Source organism: Rhizobium sp. RM (genome assembly GCF_013390595.1).
Taxonomy (GTDB): Bacteria; Pseudomonadota; Alphaproteobacteria; order Rhizobiales; family Rhizobiaceae; genus Agrobacterium.
The window spans coordinates 144,563-160,959 of the sequence record NZ_JACAWV010000024.1; the positions used below are offsets into that span (position 1 = coordinate 144,563).

16 protein-coding genes and 2 pseudogenes are annotated in these 16,397 nt (G+C 55.6%); 6 read left to right on the plus strand and 12 right to left on the minus strand.

Annotation, left to right across the window (positions count from 1 at the left end):
• Window positions 1-17: 17 nt before the first annotated feature.
• Window positions 18-1,142, plus strand: coding sequence for a helix-turn-helix domain-containing protein (locus tag HWX89_RS25215; protein WP_210271534.1), 1,125 nt, complete (start codon window positions 18-20; stop codon window positions 1,140-1,142).
• A gap of 624 nt (window positions 1,143-1,766) precedes the next feature.
• Here the strand turns inward: HWX89_RS25215 and HWX89_RS25220 are convergent.
• Window positions 1,767-1,970, minus strand: a complete 204-nt coding sequence (locus HWX89_RS25220; RefSeq protein WP_138792983.1) for a con-10 family general stress protein — start codon at window positions 1,968-1,970, stop codon at window positions 1,767-1,769.
• Between the two features lie 279 nt (window positions 1,971-2,249).
• Between HWX89_RS25220 and HWX89_RS25225 the strand changes: the two genes are divergently transcribed.
• Entirely contained in the window at window positions 2,250-2,447 is a 198-nt protein-coding gene (locus HWX89_RS25225; RefSeq protein WP_138792982.1) for a hypothetical protein, read from the plus strand.
• A gap of 41 nt (window positions 2,448-2,488) precedes the next feature.
• Here HWX89_RS25225 and HWX89_RS25230 read toward each other — a convergent pair whose 3' ends face one another.
• Together HWX89_RS25230 and HWX89_RS26605 are read right to left on the minus strand one after the other, a co-directional pair.
• On the minus strand, window positions 2,489-3,025 hold the full coding sequence (locus HWX89_RS25230; RefSeq protein WP_138792981.1) for a DUF4142 domain-containing protein: 537 nt from the start codon (window positions 3,023-3,025) through the stop codon (window positions 2,489-2,491).
• A gap of 696 nt (window positions 3,026-3,721) precedes the next feature.
• A complete protein-coding gene (locus HWX89_RS26605; RefSeq protein WP_353505730.1) occupies window positions 3,722-4,135 on the minus strand; it encodes a DUF982 domain-containing protein in 414 nt (137 codons plus the stop codon).
• Between the two features lie 209 nt (window positions 4,136-4,344).
• Between HWX89_RS26605 and HWX89_RS25240 the strand changes: the two genes are divergently transcribed.
• On the plus strand, window positions 4,345-4,980 hold the full coding sequence (locus HWX89_RS25240; RefSeq protein ID WP_138792980.1) for a response regulator: 636 nt from the start codon (window positions 4,345-4,347) through the stop codon (window positions 4,978-4,980).
• 734 nt (window positions 4,981-5,714) lie between these two features.
• Here the strand turns inward: HWX89_RS25240 and HWX89_RS26610 are convergent.
• Window positions 5,715-5,921, minus strand: coding sequence for an HWE histidine kinase domain-containing protein (locus HWX89_RS26610; protein ID WP_138792979.1), 207 nt, complete (start codon window positions 5,919-5,921; stop codon window positions 5,715-5,717).
• A gap of 200 nt (window positions 5,922-6,121) precedes the next feature.
• On the opposite strand from HWX89_RS26610, the gene HWX89_RS25250 reads away from it, so the two are divergent.
• On the plus strand, window positions 6,122-9,040 hold the full coding sequence (locus HWX89_RS25250) for a PAS domain-containing protein (protein ID WP_138792978.1): 2,919 nt from the start codon (window positions 6,122-6,124) through the stop codon (window positions 9,038-9,040).
• A gap of 506 nt (window positions 9,041-9,546) precedes the next feature.
• Window positions 9,547-9,756: a hypothetical protein gene (locus HWX89_RS25255; protein WP_138792977.1), complete on the plus strand. Its 210-nt coding sequence runs from the start codon at window positions 9,547-9,549 to the stop codon at window positions 9,754-9,756.
• Between the two features lie 344 nt (window positions 9,757-10,100).
• Here the strand turns inward: HWX89_RS25255 and HWX89_RS25260 are convergent, their stop codons facing one another.
• The 4 genes and pseudogenes from HWX89_RS25260 to HWX89_RS26370 form a co-directional block, all read right to left on the minus strand.
• Window positions 10,101-11,033 carry a DUF3618 domain-containing protein gene (locus HWX89_RS25260; RefSeq protein ID WP_138792976.1) on the minus strand — a complete coding sequence of 311 codons (933 nt, stop codon included), beginning with the start codon at window positions 11,031-11,033 and terminating at the stop codon, window positions 10,101-10,103.
• Window positions 11,033-11,449, minus strand: a complete 417-nt coding sequence (locus HWX89_RS25265; RefSeq protein ID WP_138792975.1) for a phage holin family protein — start codon at window positions 11,447-11,449, stop codon at window positions 11,033-11,035. The genes HWX89_RS25260 and HWX89_RS25265 overlap by 1 nt, the downstream gene beginning before the upstream one ends.
• Window positions 11,442-12,044 (minus strand): nutrient deprivation-induced protein, encoded by a 603-nt coding sequence (locus HWX89_RS25270; RefSeq protein WP_138792974.1) that lies wholly within the window; start codon window positions 12,042-12,044, stop codon window positions 11,442-11,444. The genes HWX89_RS25265 and HWX89_RS25270 overlap by 8 nt, the downstream gene beginning before the upstream one ends.
• Before the next feature lie 640 nt (window positions 12,045-12,684).
• Window positions 12,685-12,997, minus strand: a pseudogene (locus HWX89_RS26370) (hypothetical protein); the annotation flags it as partial.
• Between HWX89_RS26370 and HWX89_RS25275 the strand changes: the two are divergent.
• Window positions 12,990-13,351: pseudogene (locus HWX89_RS25275) on the plus strand (type II toxin-antitoxin system RelE/ParE family toxin). The pseudogenes HWX89_RS26370 and HWX89_RS25275 sit on opposite strands and share 8 nt — an antisense overlap.
• Before the next feature lie 394 nt (window positions 13,352-13,745).
• Here HWX89_RS25275 and HWX89_RS25280 read toward each other — a convergent pair.
• The 4 genes from HWX89_RS25280 to HWX89_RS25295 all read right to left on the minus strand — a co-directional run bounded on the left by HWX89_RS25280 (window position 13,746) and on the right by HWX89_RS25295 (window position 16,033).
• Window positions 13,746-14,192 (minus strand): DUF421 domain-containing protein, encoded by a 447-nt coding sequence (locus HWX89_RS25280; RefSeq protein ID WP_138792973.1) that lies wholly within the window; start codon window positions 14,190-14,192, stop codon window positions 13,746-13,748.
• Between the two features lie 7 nt (window positions 14,193-14,199).
• Entirely contained in the window at window positions 14,200-14,712 is a 513-nt protein-coding gene (locus HWX89_RS25285) for a hypothetical protein (RefSeq protein ID WP_138792972.1), read from the minus strand.
• Between the two features lie 21 nt (window positions 14,713-14,733).
• On the minus strand, window positions 14,734-15,573 hold the full coding sequence (locus HWX89_RS25290; RefSeq protein ID WP_138792971.1) for an SMP-30/gluconolactonase/LRE family protein: 840 nt from the start codon (window positions 15,571-15,573) through the stop codon (window positions 14,734-14,736).
• A gap of 100 nt (window positions 15,574-15,673) precedes the next feature.
• Complete coding sequence (locus HWX89_RS25295) at window positions 15,674-16,033, minus strand: hypothetical protein (RefSeq protein WP_138792970.1); 360 nt, start codon at window positions 16,031-16,033, stop codon at window positions 15,674-15,676.
• Window positions 16,034-16,397 lie beyond the last annotated feature (364 nt).

Here is a 16,397-nt window from a genome sequence, read left to right on the forward strand (position 1 = left end):
CGGGAAGGGAGCTAACTATGGACATCCAGCAGACCTTGGTGGGGAAGCGTGTACTCGTGGTTGAAGACGATTATCTGATCGCCACCTCGTTAAAGGCACAACTGTATGATATCGGAATCAATGTTGTCGGACCCGTACCAAGCATCGATCTGGCTCAGGAGCGTCTAAGGACCGAATCCGATATTGCCGGAGCGGTCCTTGACATCAAGCTCAACGACGAACTCGTCTTCCCGATCGCTGACGAACTTGAGCGGCGTGGCGTTCCTTTCGTGTTCGCGACCGGCTTCGAGCCCGATATTGTGCCTGCCCGGCACGCCGATAAAATTGTGCTGCGGAAGCCCGCCGAAGGTCGGGCAATCGCCCTAGCGCTGGCAGGTGCCACTCATCCAGGACCCGTCACGCCGCAAGTTGCACAACGGAATGGAATACTTGACCAGCTTCCAGCGCCCGTTCTCGCAGCACTTCTCCCACAGCTACGCCTAATAAATCTACCGCGTGGGTCGATCTTGGAAGTGCCGGATCAGCTGGTAAATCGTGTCTATTTTCCTCTTGACTGCGTTGCATCAGTCATCGTCGTCGGCAGGGAGGGCACTCGGATCGAAACAGGTATGATAGGATGCGAGGGGGTGACCGGATCCGGCTTGAGTGACAACGATGATCACACCCCCTATGAACTGATTATTCAAGTAGCCGGAACAGCGCTGGCACTGTCGGCCGATGAGTTCCGGCGGGCATTGAATTCGAAGCCAGAATTGCGGGTGCTTACCTCTCGGTTTAGCAGATCGCTAGGGGTCCAGGTGAGCTATACAGCATTGGCCAATGCGAAATTCGATATTCGCAAACGACTGGCACGGTGGCTTGTGATGGTTCAAGACCGCGTTCCCGGTCGGGTTTTCAATCTTACCCATGACTATCTTGCAGTAATGCTGGGTGTGAGGCGGCCCTCCGTTACGGATGTTCTTCACATGCTTGAAGGCGAGGGTCTCATTCGTTCCAACAGGAGTAGCATCGAAATTCGAGACCGGAATGGTTTGATCAACGTCGCCGGCGAATCCTATGGAACTCCCGAGGCCGAGTACGCCCGGCTGATGGCGCTCGGACTAAACGGGACTGCCCGCGGGGAAGCGGTCGACGAACCGTAATGCCCAAGATGACTTCGTCAGAATACGCTTCGGGTTGTGGTTGGCAGGTGTCGGCGTGGTTGCGGCGGCAGGGCTCGTCATCCGGGCCTTACTTTACTAACCCAAGATAAATCCGTAGCCCGCGAGCTACAATCTCTCGCCTAGATCACCGCTCGGCAAAACGATTGATGGGTGCGTCAAACGGCGCATCACGATCTGTGGATCATGGACGTATTGGCTCAGCGTGTGCTAATCAACATCACTAAACCGGACAATACCGTCGTTCGGGCTCTGGCCGCCCGACCAAGCTATGTGCGACCGCCGCAGCGGCGAGCAGATCTTTCCCGCTACGAACAACCGGCACCGAGCGGGACGATGCTTAAAGATATCGCCTGACCGACGGAGCCTATCTCGGCGCTGAATTTCCGGCCGCGCGACGCTTGAAGGTAGGAGATGTGGTAGTGTCACCTTGTTCGACAAGATGGCGTGACGCAACTGGCTAAAGCGATGAACCAAAGACGGCCAGTAAAAGCCGCCTTCCCTCAACGGCACGGCACGTTCAACTGGGAAGCCCAGTGCCCAACGTATTTCCGGACCGGGATATCCCGGTCCATCTTCAATCTAAAACACGCGGAAAGGCTTCACTCAGCGGTTACCGCCACGGTAGTTTTCGCCTCCCTTCTTGCCAGCCTCCGAAGCACGTTCGGGATCATTTTTGAAGTTTTCACCAGAGGCCTTCCCGCCGTCGCTGGCGATATCCTTTTGCTTGTCGTCGTCCATCGAAGCGAAACCGCGCTTTGACGTGTCGCCGCTTTGGTTATTTCCTTGGTTGTTGCCTTGATTTGCCATTTCGAGTCTCCTTGGGGAGTTATTTCCCAGCGGTCTAACAAGCGCGTGCCATAGGTGTTCCCTGAAAGAAAATACGTACGGTAACGGACTGAGGGGCATTCATTCGTCGCCCTCGGTTTAAGAATGGCAAGTGCCGAGCCTTGTGCTTCATCGACCTACGCGGTGCGAAAATGACGAGCCAATGTTCTCCGCAACGTTCTCAACAAGGTATCCGAGAGGATCGGAAAAACCAGGGAACAACAAAGCGGGATGCTGGTTAGCGGTTGGAAGGAGAGAATTATGAGAGACCTCAACAAGCAAAATCTCGGAAAACCCGATGATCAAAAACAAACCCGACGATCCACTTGGCGACCAAGAGGAAATCAAGAGGATGTCGTTACCAACAACGACGAGGGCGCACCGCCGACGCCGATCGGACAAGCAGGAGACCGCGAGCAAGGCACAAAAAGTGACGGTCCTACCCGTGGACAATCGTGACGCCGTTGCTTGACAACGTTGAAAATCCGGAGGGATCACCATCATTCATCAGCTGAACCTTCAGCGCGAACCAGATGGGTTCTCAAGGTGGAGAGTTGCGAGAGAGCATGCGCTTTAAGCGATCCTGCGGGGCCTTCTTTACCGTAGCGGTCGTGTATCGCTATGCTTTCTTGGTGTGTTAATGCCTGTAGCGATAGGAAACTAGCGCCAAACTGCTCGTTCGGTGCGTCGTCCAAAGCTTTGAGCTTATTTTTTTGATCTTCGCTAAAATCAACTCTGATCACCACGTTTTGCTCTCGGGCTGCTTCTTTCAAGTCCCTGTCAGCCTTCCCGTGGTCAGATAACAATTGTTCGGCGAAAGCACGAATGCCCTGCTCAGAGCTTCTGCGGAGGGCGATTTGAGAAGACTGGATTTCAAAACGGTGGCCGGCTGACGCGGCGTCGGCAAATTTTTGTGGGCTTAGCGCATCATTCGCCCCTACGGCCGGTACATTTGTACCACGAACTGGTGCATCCTGGGCGGAAGCGTGCGTTGCCGAGACCAAAGTTACAACTGCGAGCGACACAAGCGCTTTCATTTGTTTCTCCTTTTCATAGGTTATTTACAACAAGAGGCCGAACCGATTTTAAGAACCGTAGTTCCAGGGGCATTCCGTTCTTTTCAAACGGGATCTCGCTTCTGCTGTTTGGGAGTGAGGAAGACCTCCCGAATGCCCGCAGCCGAGGGACCTCCCATTTCCACAACGCCCCCATCGAGCAGTTCCAAAGAGGGCGAATTCTGAAATTTATTTTCGTGTTAAGTTCGATCTCGCCGTAACGGCGAACCTAGCGTTAAAGCGCTGCCAACATCTGCGGCGATCGTAGCCTCGACGCCTAATCGTCACTCTTGATAAATGCTTGGGGCGAGGGCTGCGGTTGAGGGACGTTGGTGTCCGAGCTGATATGACAAAGCCCGCTGCCAGACCCACCACGACTAGGAGACCAATTACCAGGCGCATTTCTGCGACTTTAAGGTCTTTGCATAGGCATAGTGGTACCGCTGATCCCACCCGATCCAATCTAATGTAGGCATCGCGCCCGGAACTCGGGGGATAAGCGACACAGTCGCGAGAAGTTCATGCTTCTCCGCAAATGGCCACCCCGTAGGCCCAGCGGTTGCCGCATTTAGCGCTGCCTACAGGATTGAGCCGATGAGGAAGGTCGGCGAATCGCATACATAAGGGAATTTTCCGCCATAACGCGGTTGACTGATCGATCGCCAATGATTCCTTGGGCTAGCTTGCCTCGACTTCGAAGCAATTCAACCTTTGCCGTCTACAGTCTCCGAACAGGATTTTTGCCTGTTCAGCCGCTCGTGCGAATGCTTCCTGTGCTTCCTCGGGCGTTTTCTCTCCCTCCAGCGCGGCAACGCAAACCGATTTCGCGCGATGATATGTTGGACCCTTTACGTCTGGCCAATGATTCAAAAGGAAAATGAGCGCTGCGAAAGGCCCGTGAACCGTTTGATGACCGTTTTCTGGTATTTGAATAATAACCGGCATGTCCCAAGCTGTTTTAGGCATCATGTCATCCTCCGAGAAATTCCCTAACCTTGTGATGACGTTCCGGTTCCATCCTGTCGAATTGCGACGCATCATTCTTCGGCGCGGGTGGTGCTCCAAGAGCCTCGGTTCGCAATTAGGATTCATACGAAACCCTAGAGCCCGCGGAAGGAGTCCGCTCAGTGAACTGATCGCAACGACGTAAAGCTTAAAGCCGGCCACGGTACTGCGTCGAAAGGTAGACTCTTTCTCAGATGAGAGTATGTTGCTTCAGATCCTTACCAATCGATCTCGTAGGCAGTGACGGCTAGGGGTTTCTTTGCGCTCGTGCCTGCCGAACCTTAAGGAGGAGCGTTATGCTACTCGCGTTAGCGCATGTGAGCCAATCCAACCTGCGCGCCTTGCTCCACAAATGGGCGTTTTGCTATTCGCCAGATACAGCCTGCCGTGGACGGATTGTGGAGCGAACGATTATGACTCTTACATCTGATCCAAGTGTGCTGGACAATCGTCCGGTAGACAATGCTTTGCGATGCGTGCTGCACGCCGTGGCGAAAGACGAACTCGCCGGCATTCGCCCCACATTAGATGCTCGGCAGGTCAGTTTGAAAGGTCGTCGTTTTCTTGTCGTTGAAGATGACTATTTGATTGCCATGGACCTTGTGCAAACACTCGACAAAGCGGGTGCCGGGGTGGTTGGCCCCGTCTGCGATGCCGAGCGAGCACTTGAAGTAGCATCGGATCACGGGTTCGCGCTGGATGGTGCCATTCTCGACATTCGTCTGGACGCCGAACTTATATATCCCGCAGCCACCGAACTGGTGCATCTCAACACGCCGTTTTTGTTTCTGAGCGGGGATGATAGCGAAAATGTTCCTGCTGCCTTCGATCACGTTCCCTATCTCACGAAACCTTACAGCGATGAGGAGCTGATTTCGGCGCTGATATCGATCAGTCCGCCGAGTTCCCGTAAAGGGTGCGCGTCTTACTGATCTTACGGGCAGCAACGCCGATATGCCCCTTCCTGTCAATCTACCGGGAGAAAATCCAACCTGTCGGTAAGCCCCCTCATGGTGTTCCGGAATTGAACCCGTTTCTGAAGACGTGTCACATCCGTAAGATCGATCGGAGTGACTTCCTGACCGTACCCTGTAACGAATACAAAAGGCGCGTCACTGCGCTTGAGTTCGCGAGCCAGCGAGCACAGAACAAGTTGTCGAAGATGCAGCGAGCTCGCTTCTCGACGCCGGTCCAGTTGCGCACGGGCCGATAACGGCGCCCGGTGAAATCGGCTTACATCGCTGATGTCGATCGTTCCTCCAAATACCGTCGGCTGTTGCGGCGCATCCATTTCCAAGCCGCTTGCACCGCCTTTTAAGGGAAACTCGATATGTCACCGAGTGACACCCAGCTCGATCGCCAATGAACCGATTCCTCCAAGTTCACGCGGCACGGGGCACGCGTCCCTCGATCAGCTCGCTTCCAAAGCCTGTGCGCCGCCGGCCCTTTGAACCACCGCGTTGCGGTGCGAATGTTTCAACCAGTCAAAGCTCAAACAAGGCCTTCCGTATCTCTCAACAATTACCCTTTACACTGCAGCCAATCGGCGAAGATAACGCGCCGTAGTTCAGCGCGTTGGTGGGAATTTCGTGGATGGCAAGCGTCATTGACGCAGCCGCCTTTGGAGGGGACAACGTCAAGCCCCGCTCGGCGTGGGTGCCTTGCGCTACCAATTCGTTATGGACAATTGCGCGCATTCCGACGCCGGCGTAGGCCGAGCGGTCCGCATCGCCGGTACTCGCGCAAGCGTCAGCAGGCGGCCCGAGAGGAGTTTGACATAATTGCCTATATCGGTTGCGCTGTCTGCTGTGCGACCGACGGTCGCGCGAATGATCGCCATGATGTTGCGCACGCGGTGCTGCAATTGCGCCATCGGCACACCCGGACGTTTGCTGAGGATCCTCTCTTCATTGATAGGGCCGCCAGCAGACTAGGCGCTTTTCGTCAGTATTGTGGAAAGCAGTCGTCGAGTATGGAATAACGTGCGAATATGACTGCTTGGTTAGCGTCCAGGGAAGTGATTCAGGCTCAGTGCATTTTTGTTTGGGCTCTGGTAGGCTCTAGGAGAATTCAATGACCAGCACTGCCGGTTCCAATCCTATAGCGAGGGTTGATGACGTCCTGATTACCGCCGAGCTGGCGAACCGCCCGTGCCGGACTCCAGACTATGAAACCGAGAGCCAAGTGCTCGGGCTGCTGGCCCAAGAGATGGCTATCAATCCACGAGGAGTGCTCCAGAAATGCGCAGAGCTGGTTCTGGAGCTGTGTCATGCGGACTCTGCCGGGATTAGTATTTTGGATCCCGGCGAAACAACCGATATGCTCCGCTGGCACGCTGCAGCGGGCGCCTTCGCACCCAACCTTCATGGTACCATGCCCGTTGACGCGAGCCCCTGTGGCACGGTGATGGAACGCAACTGCGTCCTTCTGTTTAACGAGGCTGAACGCTTCTTTCCAGCCCTCCTAAGAGTTGAGCCACGCATCTACGAGAACCTGCTTGCCCCTTGGCATGTGAAGGGCAAGGCGGTGGGTACCATCTGGGCCATCAAGCACACCGCCGGTGGGCGGTTCGATGCAGAGGATGCGCGTGTGCTGCAAAAGCTCGCCCGCTTCGCCGCTGCCGCGTTCCAAATGATCTCGGCTCTTGATGAGGCTACAGCCGAACGGACAGCGGTTCGCGAGCTCGAAAAACGCCAGTCCTTCCTTCTGGAACTGAGCGACGCGCTGCGGTCCGTTTCAGATGCGCGGGAGCTGCAAGCTATAACGGCGCGGCTTGTCGGCATGCACCTGGGAGCTGACCGGGTCATGTACGCTGAAGTCGAGGGCAGGCCCGGCGCCGAGATGGGTACAATTCGCGCTCAGTTCGTGCGCCACGCCGCTGATGGTGACCCGGCGGTAGCACGGTTCCCTGATCACTTCACCTTCAACCCTTTCGGTGCCCACACGATGGCCGCCCGTTATCGGGGCGACCCTCTCGTCGTGATAGACGTCGCAAGCGATCCGGCCTTCGGGGCTGCAGAGCGAGCGGCGTGGCAGAAGGCAGGCGTGTGTGCCGCTATTGTTGCTCCCCTTTCGAAGGGCGGCCGGCTGGTTGCGGAGTTCGGCGTGCATAGCGTCGGACCGCGCGATTGGACGGGTGACGATGTGACGTTGATCCAGGAAGTTGCTGAACGCACCTGGGCCGCACTCGAACGCGGACGCGCCGAGGCCGCCCTGCGCGAAAACGAGGAGCGACTTACCCTTGCAGTCGAGATTGGCGCTCTGGCGAGTTGGGACTGGGACGTGAAATCTGACGCGGTCACCTGGAACGACCGCCACTTCCTGATGCAAGGCTATCAGACCGGCGAGGTCACGCCCAGCTTCGATGCATGGCTTGCTCGTGTCCATCCCGACGACCGGGAGGAAACCATTGCGTTGATCGAGAAGGCAAGGGACGAGAGGCAGGTCTACGTTCATGAATTCCGCACGCTGCACCCCGACGGCCGAATCGTCTGGTGCTCGGCGCGAGGGCGGTTCTTCTATAGCATGGACGGATCGGCCTACCGCATGATCGGTGTCATGGAAGATGTCACCGAACGCGTGGCAGCGGAGGCCGCGCTGCGAGCAAGCGAAGAGCGTTTTCGGCAATTTGCGGATGCCTCGGCGTCGGCGCTCTGGATCAGGGATGCTGAGAGCCTCGCGATGGAATATGTGAGCCCGGCTATAGGGAGGATCTATGGGATCGACGAAAATGTCCTCCTTGGAGATGTAAGGAAATGGGCGAGCCTGATCGTCCCGGACGACCGCGACAAAGCCTTGGAACACCTGAGCGAAGCTCGCGAAGGCAAGTCGGTCGTACATGAGTTCCGCGTTCAACGCCCCTCGGACCATGCATTTCGTTGGGTGAAGAACACGGACTTCCCACTGCGCGATGACGGCAATATTCCGCGTATCGGCGGCATTGCGGAAGATGTAACCGAAACCAAAATGGCTGTCGAACACCAGGCCGTGCTGCTTGCCGAGTTGCAGCACCGCGTGCGAAACATCATGGCGATCATCCGCTCCACCGTGGTGAGGTCTGCTGATGGAGCGGCTGACGTCGAAGATTACAAGACGGCGTTGGCCGGTCGGCTGCTGGCCTTGGCGAGGGTTCAGACGTTGCTCACTCGGCAGGGCAATACCGGCGGATCGCTTCGCGGCATTCTTGAAAGCGAGATCGGAGCGCAGGCACATTCCCAGAACCAGTTTGAACTGACCGGACCTGATCTGATGCTGTCCCCCAAAGCTGTCGAGGTCTTGACTCTGGCGTTTCATGAACTCTCCACCAACGCTTTGAAATACGGAGCATTGTCGGTGAACGACGGCAAGATATTGGTGACCTGGAAATTGTTTGAAAAACGCGAGAGGCCGTGGCTTGCGATCGATTGGGTCGAGGAAGGCGCGCCACTGCGGCCGCCACCGACACGTCGCGGGTTCGGCTCGGAACTGATAGAGGCAAAAATCCCTTACGAATTGCGCGGGATAGGTAAGACAACGATCGAGCCGGAGGGTGCGCGTTGCCACATCGAGTTTCCGCTTCGCGAAGCCGAAAGTATTCTCGAGACCGACGCCCCAGCACCCACCCGCTTCTATGGAGGAACTGCCGATATGACTGGAGCGCCTGATCTCACCGGGAAGATCGTCCTCGTGGTTGAGGACGATTATTACGTTGCATCCGACACCGCTGCGGCGCTACGCAGCGCGGGTGCGGAGGTTCTCGGTCCCTGTCCAACCGAAGAAGCCGCATTGCAGATTCTGCACGAACAAACGCCGGATGCCGTTGTACTCGACCTCAATCTCGGCGGCGGAGGTCCGCGGTTCGAGATCGCTCGCAAGCTGGTCGAGCACGCAACGCCATTCGTGTTAATGACTGGATACGATCCCGATGTGATCCCGGATGAACTGGCCGATATCGTTCGGCTTCAGAAGCCGATCGCGTTGCGTGACGTCGTCGCGGCGGTGAGCAGTCTCTAGCTTTTTGGCACAACCGCTATTGGCGCTTTCTGGAAGGCCTAAGCAGACCGGCGGCGGGCAGGCGTCCGCCGGTAGTCGACGACCCAACAGCAGTCGTGGACGTCGATGGCGGTCCTAGGAGCAGCGCTTGCCGCAGGCCGACTTCCAGCACCAACCTCATACATACTTGAAAACTCGAGAAAAAACTCATCAATTCTACGCTTTTCGGCTGGTGTCTCTATTACGGGACCTCAAGGTCGATCTTATGCGGCTTAAGACAGGTTCAAACTTAACGGCAGGGCCTGTGAAATTCCAGTCGTATCGAATTCAGAAAGGGACTTCAGGAATTGGCCAGCTTGAGTAACAACTAGCCATGATGATCGCGATGAGGGGTACTAACCAGATTATCATGTCGACAACTTTTCGACCGTAATTTTGGATGCCAGAAACCCGACGCTTGCCCCTTATTTTTGCTTCAGGACGGTTGTACATGGTGCGTCCTTTCGAGTTTGCGGCCACTCGGTGTGATGATAAGCATTCGAAAAATTACCGGCATACCCAAGGCTGCTTTCGGCATTGTGTCATCCTTCGAGAGATTACCGAACCTCATGACATTCCGCTTCCATCTAGTGGAATTGCGACGCATCATCTTCGGCGCTGCCGGTGCTTCGGGTGGCCTCTGTTCACCATTGGCTAATATCGAGACCTCAGGGGCCGCTGCAGGTGGTGCCAGCTGATCGCAACGGTGTATAGCTGCGAAGCCTGACACTCCCCGTGACTTACAATGCTGCCGCGGTCTTGTTTCTGCAGATCCAACGGCGAGTTCGCTGCAGTCATTTCCCTTAAGGGCGCCACAGCGCGCGACTAGCTCCCTGGTATGCCTCATCGGAAGGAACACGATACCGGCGGCCATCAGTGCCGCAAAGGGCGGGATAGCTGCTAAGATTAGCCCAAGCCTGCGGGATCGCACGCCCAAATGATGACGCATCGACAACGGTTGGTCGGGAAGCGGGCATTTCGACGGACTTGTGAAAGCACACTCAAGATTTTTGGATCATTACCGGAAATCGCCGGATCGCCCTTAGGTTGGAGTTTCTTTGAGAATCCTATCCCGAGTTGCGTCATGAACATCGTCCGCTATCGATACCGCTTTATTGTACACTTCAGAGACTAGATTTCCGGCCTTATCGAGGGTTTTAGCTGCTTCAGTGGAGACGCGATCCTTGACGTCGTCAGCAGCACCGCCAAGTATCTCATCCTCGGCCTGACTATGGGGTAGCGCCGCGCCGATTGCCGCCCCTACAGCAAATGCGAGCGCGCCGCCAACTAGAGGCTGATCTTTGAAATGTTTGAGGATCGCCTCGTTTATATGCGCTCCCCTTTCGGCGGCATTTTGGCTTGCCGTGGACAAACCTTCCCGCGCACCGAGAGCTGACTCCGCCAGATTACTCCACGTATGGGAAACCCAACCCGAAGCTTCATCGAAAATCTTTCCTGCTTCGTCCCGCAAATCGTGATAATGTCGCCCTGTCGTATCGACAAATCCTCGAAAAGTCTTGCCGCTCTCGTCGATAAAATGCCCCGCCCGACGACCGGCGTCGTCTGTCAATGCCTTGTATTTGCGTCCTGCACTGTCGGCAAAATAGCTATAACGCTTGTCACCTTCAGTGGTGACTGGGCCCGACCGATGAATGTCGCCTTCAACGATCGCTAGCGGATATCCGCCCTGTTGAGCTACATAGGATGCCGGGCTATTCTTCGGGCCGGCCATCAACCATGCCAGCCCGACGCCCACCAGCGCCATCGGGATGGGATTGTTTTTGACGGCTGCGCTAAGATTCGACGTGTACTCGCCACCTCCGCTCGATCTCGCATAGCTCAAAATCTCGTCTACCAACTGGCCAGGCGACATACGTTGTTGGATAGCGTCGAGTCGTTCTTCAATTCGGCGACGGTCTGCGGCGATCTCCTGCTCGATTTCGGAAGAACTCAAATTTTCGCGGGTCTTTGTCATCACGTTCTTTCCTTCACAATTTTCGCGTCTTGCTGAAGTGAAGCGGCAGTTCTTTCCAGCGCGAGGTTCCCACCTTTAAGTGCTGCGAGACCGCGAGAGATCATGCCCCATGCAACCAAGGCGATAATCACTCCGACCACAAGGGATGAAAGGGCGTCGGCGCTGGATTCTCTCAAGCCCATGGTCATCAGAAAAGCTGTCAGGGCTCTCACCAGCGCTGCCAGCAGTACTCCTATAGCGCAAATGGCCAGCACTAAGCCTGCTGCGAACGCTTCCACGCCCACGAGGGCATGCGACAACTTTTCGGTTGCTTCGGTCTTTGCTAGGTTGATCTCTTTGCGAAACAACCCAGAAATATCTCCAACAAGGGCTGTTACGAGTTCAGGGAGCGATCGATCTTCAGGTGACTTAGCCATCAAAGCGTTCCTCCACATTTTTCGAGTCCGAAACCATTCTGTTCGATGCGTTGGCGTTCGAAGGCGCTTGCCCCGATAGATCATCCCCCGCCTCGGCTTTCGCAAATTTAGAAGGACCATGCGGCGTCGATGCAGTCAAAAATCTGCTTGCTGCAAGCCCCGCGATCGCGGCAAGACCAAGAAAGGCGAGCGGCTGCTTACGGCCAAAATCCTCGGCGATCCCTGCAATTTCGCCTAGGCTACGACCCTCAATGTCGTCGGAAAACGACTTCGCCGACGCTCCAATGCTCCTGGCAAGCTTCCCTAAATCGCGATCGTCACCGATTTCGAGTTCGTCCGCGACTTTGCTGACTGCGAGGGCGATTCCACTAACCTTTCCCGCGATAAAGTTTTTTTTGCCATCAATGACCTCTTGGACCTGCTCGGAAGCGTCCGAGAGTTCGTTTTGGACGAACTTTGAAGCAGAGCGAACGTCATCGGAAAGCTTCTGTTTGATCTCGCTCGTACTTGCTTTTTCGGCAGTACTCTCACCAGCGCTTGACTGGCCGGCACCAAGGCCGGGCATGGCTCGGATGCCCTGATCACTGTCTGTCATGAAACTCTCCCATAGACGGATGATCGATATCTTTTTACCGGCCCCAAACCGGGCTCGCTGAGATTTGTTCCAAAGATCGCCGCTCCCACAAATCCAACTTGTCGAAGAATGCTTGATGAGCTCGAATCTGCGTCACTACGAACAAAGTTGTCGGCTTGATTTCGCCTTCAGCTCTTATGCCGAGATTGATGTTTGGCTACGAACCGATCGGAGCACGCCGAACTAAGAAGGTCGGCTGGAACGCGCTACAGCCGGTCTTTAGGATTTTCAGCTCGACGATTTACGGCGCGACCAACTTTGTCGAGTATACCGGACATTTCATGTGCCACAGTCGACACTGATGTCAGGTTTTGTTCGTGTCACTTCGCGATCAGTTGCCTCTTGATCTGGCTGTTTTGCCTGCCAGCCTGGGTGGGGGCTTCCTGCATCGAACTATACCGAGGCCGATGCAAGGCAAGCGGACGGGTTCATTAAGGTCCCATCGGGCGGCATGAGATTGAAAGCGCTACAACGATGTTGAGGAGTTAGAATAGCTACACCGCGTCGTATCGTGGCCCCGAATTGAACACGATGAAGCGGTTTTAGTCGGGAGCGGCAAGACGCGCTAGCAGTTGTCTCACGATATCAGTCCTGTACAATATTAAGCAAAGCCGGTCCGAGTTACCTCCGCATATGGCAATTTCTTTTCGGGGCATACCTCGTCCGGAGAACGAACAGCGCCCGCGTCGCCAAAATCGCTAAACAGCCGTGATTTGGCTAACAGAAATATCCGCTGAGACCTCGAGCTCGCCTTCAAGGGGGGCGTCCACGCGATGTCCCCGCCCGACACCCGCCCCTGTAGTATTTCTATCGGAAGCGGATCGAAGAAAGATGTCAGGGGGCGAAATCTTGTACGGTTGAACAAGATGTTCAACAGCGAGATCCGCAGCCTCTCGTGTTTGGAAAGTGGCGCGGAATCACGAAACAGCGCGCAGTAAAAGAGCGTGGTTTGCGGAAGCCGCTCGCAATGCCCGGATTCCCGATGAGGCGCTCTGCGAGGCAATCGAACAAGTAACGGATCTGCGCGGGGGCGTATTCAAGAAACGTCTCAACGATAATGTGTACCGCTAGATCATATTGGCCAAGACCGGGAGACCTGGGTATTCGCCTAACTACTTGCGAAAAAAGACCGAGCGAACTTTGATGACGATGAACTGGGCGCTTTCCGCAAACTTGCGGACGTGTACCGGCGAAAGTGCCAATCCGATCCTGAGACGGAAATCGTCTCAGGCGCACTTATGGAGATTTGCAATGGCAACGAATCGTAGGTTCAAGAGTGATGCGAAGCGATTCACAGCGCGGTTAAAGGCATGTGTACCATTGGCACCATCAACACAGAAACCATGCAGGCGTTCGACGATACGTTTCTCGCCGCACCAGTCGCTCTCAAAACGGAGGACCCTCAAAGCGCTACGAGAACGCGACCGCGTAAGTCAGCCTTTCTTTGCGCCTTATCTCAGCACAATCGATTCCGTCATTCGAAATGGGAGACCGGTGCTGAGCGACCCAGTGGCCCTGCGATGGCGCTTTACCGCTATAATTTTCGTGCGCTCACGGCTGCATAAACAGTTTGGGTCCTAAGCTCGCCATCATTTAAGCGTGCGCTCTGGATCACAAACTCATCGGCCGGGTGGTGGACTAATGCTGTTGAAGAGTACCTGATCACGTTTCCCGAGGAATTATGCTGACAGCGCCATCCGCCTCGAGTACAGCTGACTTGATTTGATCCAGTCGTCCCAGTCCCTGCTCGACCCTTGCAGTAGTTAGCACGTCCTCCAGGCTCACCCGTGCTCGGGTGAATGCTCTGAGATCCGGTTTCCCGTCGGAAATAAGCACGGTTGGCGTACCGTCGATGATCCTTCCGATCCTAGGCGCCCACTGCTTAACATAGGAAAGCCCGATGTCGAGGCTGAACAGCACGATGATCAGAAGAGCAGCATTGATGAGGGAAAAATCGTCGCCAAGCAATGCCTGTTGAGTGGTCTCGGCGATGATGAGCAGAAGGACCAGATCAAACGGTGTCATCTGAGCGACTGTACGCCGGCCGGAAAGCCGCAGTGCTATCAGAAGAACGAAATAGATCGCGGCGCCGCGGATAACAGATTCCATAATACCCTCACGGAAAGATGAAGCTGAACAGCGAGATCAGCTCGTCATCGACCATAACATCGAAGTTTGCCGGTCCAGCAGCTTGCGCTCTTATATGTAGTGTCACGACGCCGCCGTTTCTGGCAGGACTATCGAAGAACAAACGCTGTCCATTGGCTTCAATGGTCGTTCGCGTCGGCAAAGGTTGGATATCCTCGACCTGGAACACCTCGGCAAAGGCATTCGAGAGCAAAAGCGATCGCTCATTTGAAGTCGAATCCGGTTTGAACCGGATAGCCATCTCGTCGGTCCCTTCCCAGCGACCGATGCGCGGATGCTCCAAAATTGCACTTTCCAGTTCGGAAACCTGCGTGGCGAGCGGACCGCCAGAACCAAACACTCCGAGCAACGCGGCAAGGATAATGACTGCGAAGACGCCCCATGAGAACCGCTCGATGGCCCAAAACCGCTCCTGAAACCTGCGATGTTCCTCCAATTGCAGGCCATCCTCCCGGACTGCTGGCTTTTCCAACGAACTCATGTTTGGGCTCCCGTTGCGCGTTTATCCATCCAGCTCAACCTTGAACACGTGCCCCGACAAGGGCGCGGCACTGAGTTCCTCGTAGGTCATCCCTTCAAAAGCTGTTGTGACGAACAGCGTTTTCCCCATCGAGCCACCAACGCAGCAGCTCGTCACGTTTGGCACGGGCACATCGATCTGGCTTACGACGTCACCGCGCATTGAGGCGATATCAACTCGAGAGCCGCCATAAATCGCGGCATAGAGGTTGCCCAGCCTATCGACTTCAAGACCATCCGGACTCCCGCTTTCGATTTTGGCAAATACCCGCTTTTTCGAAATTGCACCTGCTGCTTTATCGTGATCGTACACCCAGACAGTGTTGCGACCCGTATCAGCATGGAACATCAATTCGCCGTCCGCGCTCCAGGCCTTGCCGTTCGCATTGGTATAGCCGCCTTCGATTTGAACCAGCTGCCCGTCCTGCAGCTGGTAAAGCGCAGCTGTTTCCGATGGCTCGGCGGCGGTATTGATCGTCCCGACCCAGAGGCGACCGGCTGGGTCCCGCTTTCCATCATTGAGCCGATGCTCGGCGGGCAGGTCGAGCAAAGCCACCGGTCGCTCCTCTCCCGTCTCGCAATCGAAGAGGTAGACCCCATTGCTGAGGCCGATCAGCAAAAGCCCATCAGGTCGGGGAAAAACAAAGCTGACTTCCTTTGAGGTCGACCACGATTGGTGATCTTTCCTTTCGGGATCATAACGGTGGATCCGCTTCCCGACGATATCGACCCACCAGAGAAATGAGGTCGCATCATCCCAGTAGATGCCCTCACCGAGTCTCGAGGCCGGGATATTGGTGTCGAGCCGAACTGCCTTGTTCATGTGTGTGGGACCGGCAAGGGGGCTGAAAAGTTTTGAAGGTCGAACTGATGGGCAGAAACCATACTGATTTCTCCTTTTATCGGAAACCGATATGAGTGGCCTAGAAACCCTTGGCGAGCTGGGTCGCAATGAGCGACACGGCTGCTGCGCCCGGCGCTCCGAGCCTCAGGTTCTGCACAAGCCTGCCAAGAACGAAGGTGGTACCGACTGTAACGGCGATGCGGAGCCACGGTCGATCCGCGGTGGTTGGCTCGGGATTACGGTCTCTATGCGCGCGAATGGCTGCGAGCTGCCGACGCAGCTCTGAAATCTCTTCTCGGATGGCAGCCAGCTCGTCATGATAATCACCCTGGGCAGTTTGGATACCGGCATCGTCTTCCGTCGGTTCGTCTTCAAGTCCTGCCAGATGCTCTTGAAGCTGAGCTGTATTGTCGAAGCCTCTCGCCCTGATGTTTGTCATAACTTCCCTCGCGATTATGATATTCAGCCCACGGCAAAAGCGTCACCAAAATGGCGGGGCGGCCGTGAGCGGCAGCCATTAATCGGTCGCGGTACTCCGCAGTCCGAAACCTACAAAAAATGAAACCGTTTCATATACAAGAAGTTCCCGGGATTCCGATCATTCGGCAAACGATTTTGGACTGTACCCAGCATTGAGCCAGAAGGCAGATCATTCTGAAGGGATGGGAAAAGACGTTTTCGCGAAACATCGGAGGAGCGATCTATATGGGGCCGGGCTTCTCCATCGTCAACTCTAAGCAAAGTTTTCATCTGGGAACGGCAGGCTTTTGCGCCCGTCTTCTCTGACTTTTGAGGTTTAGGTC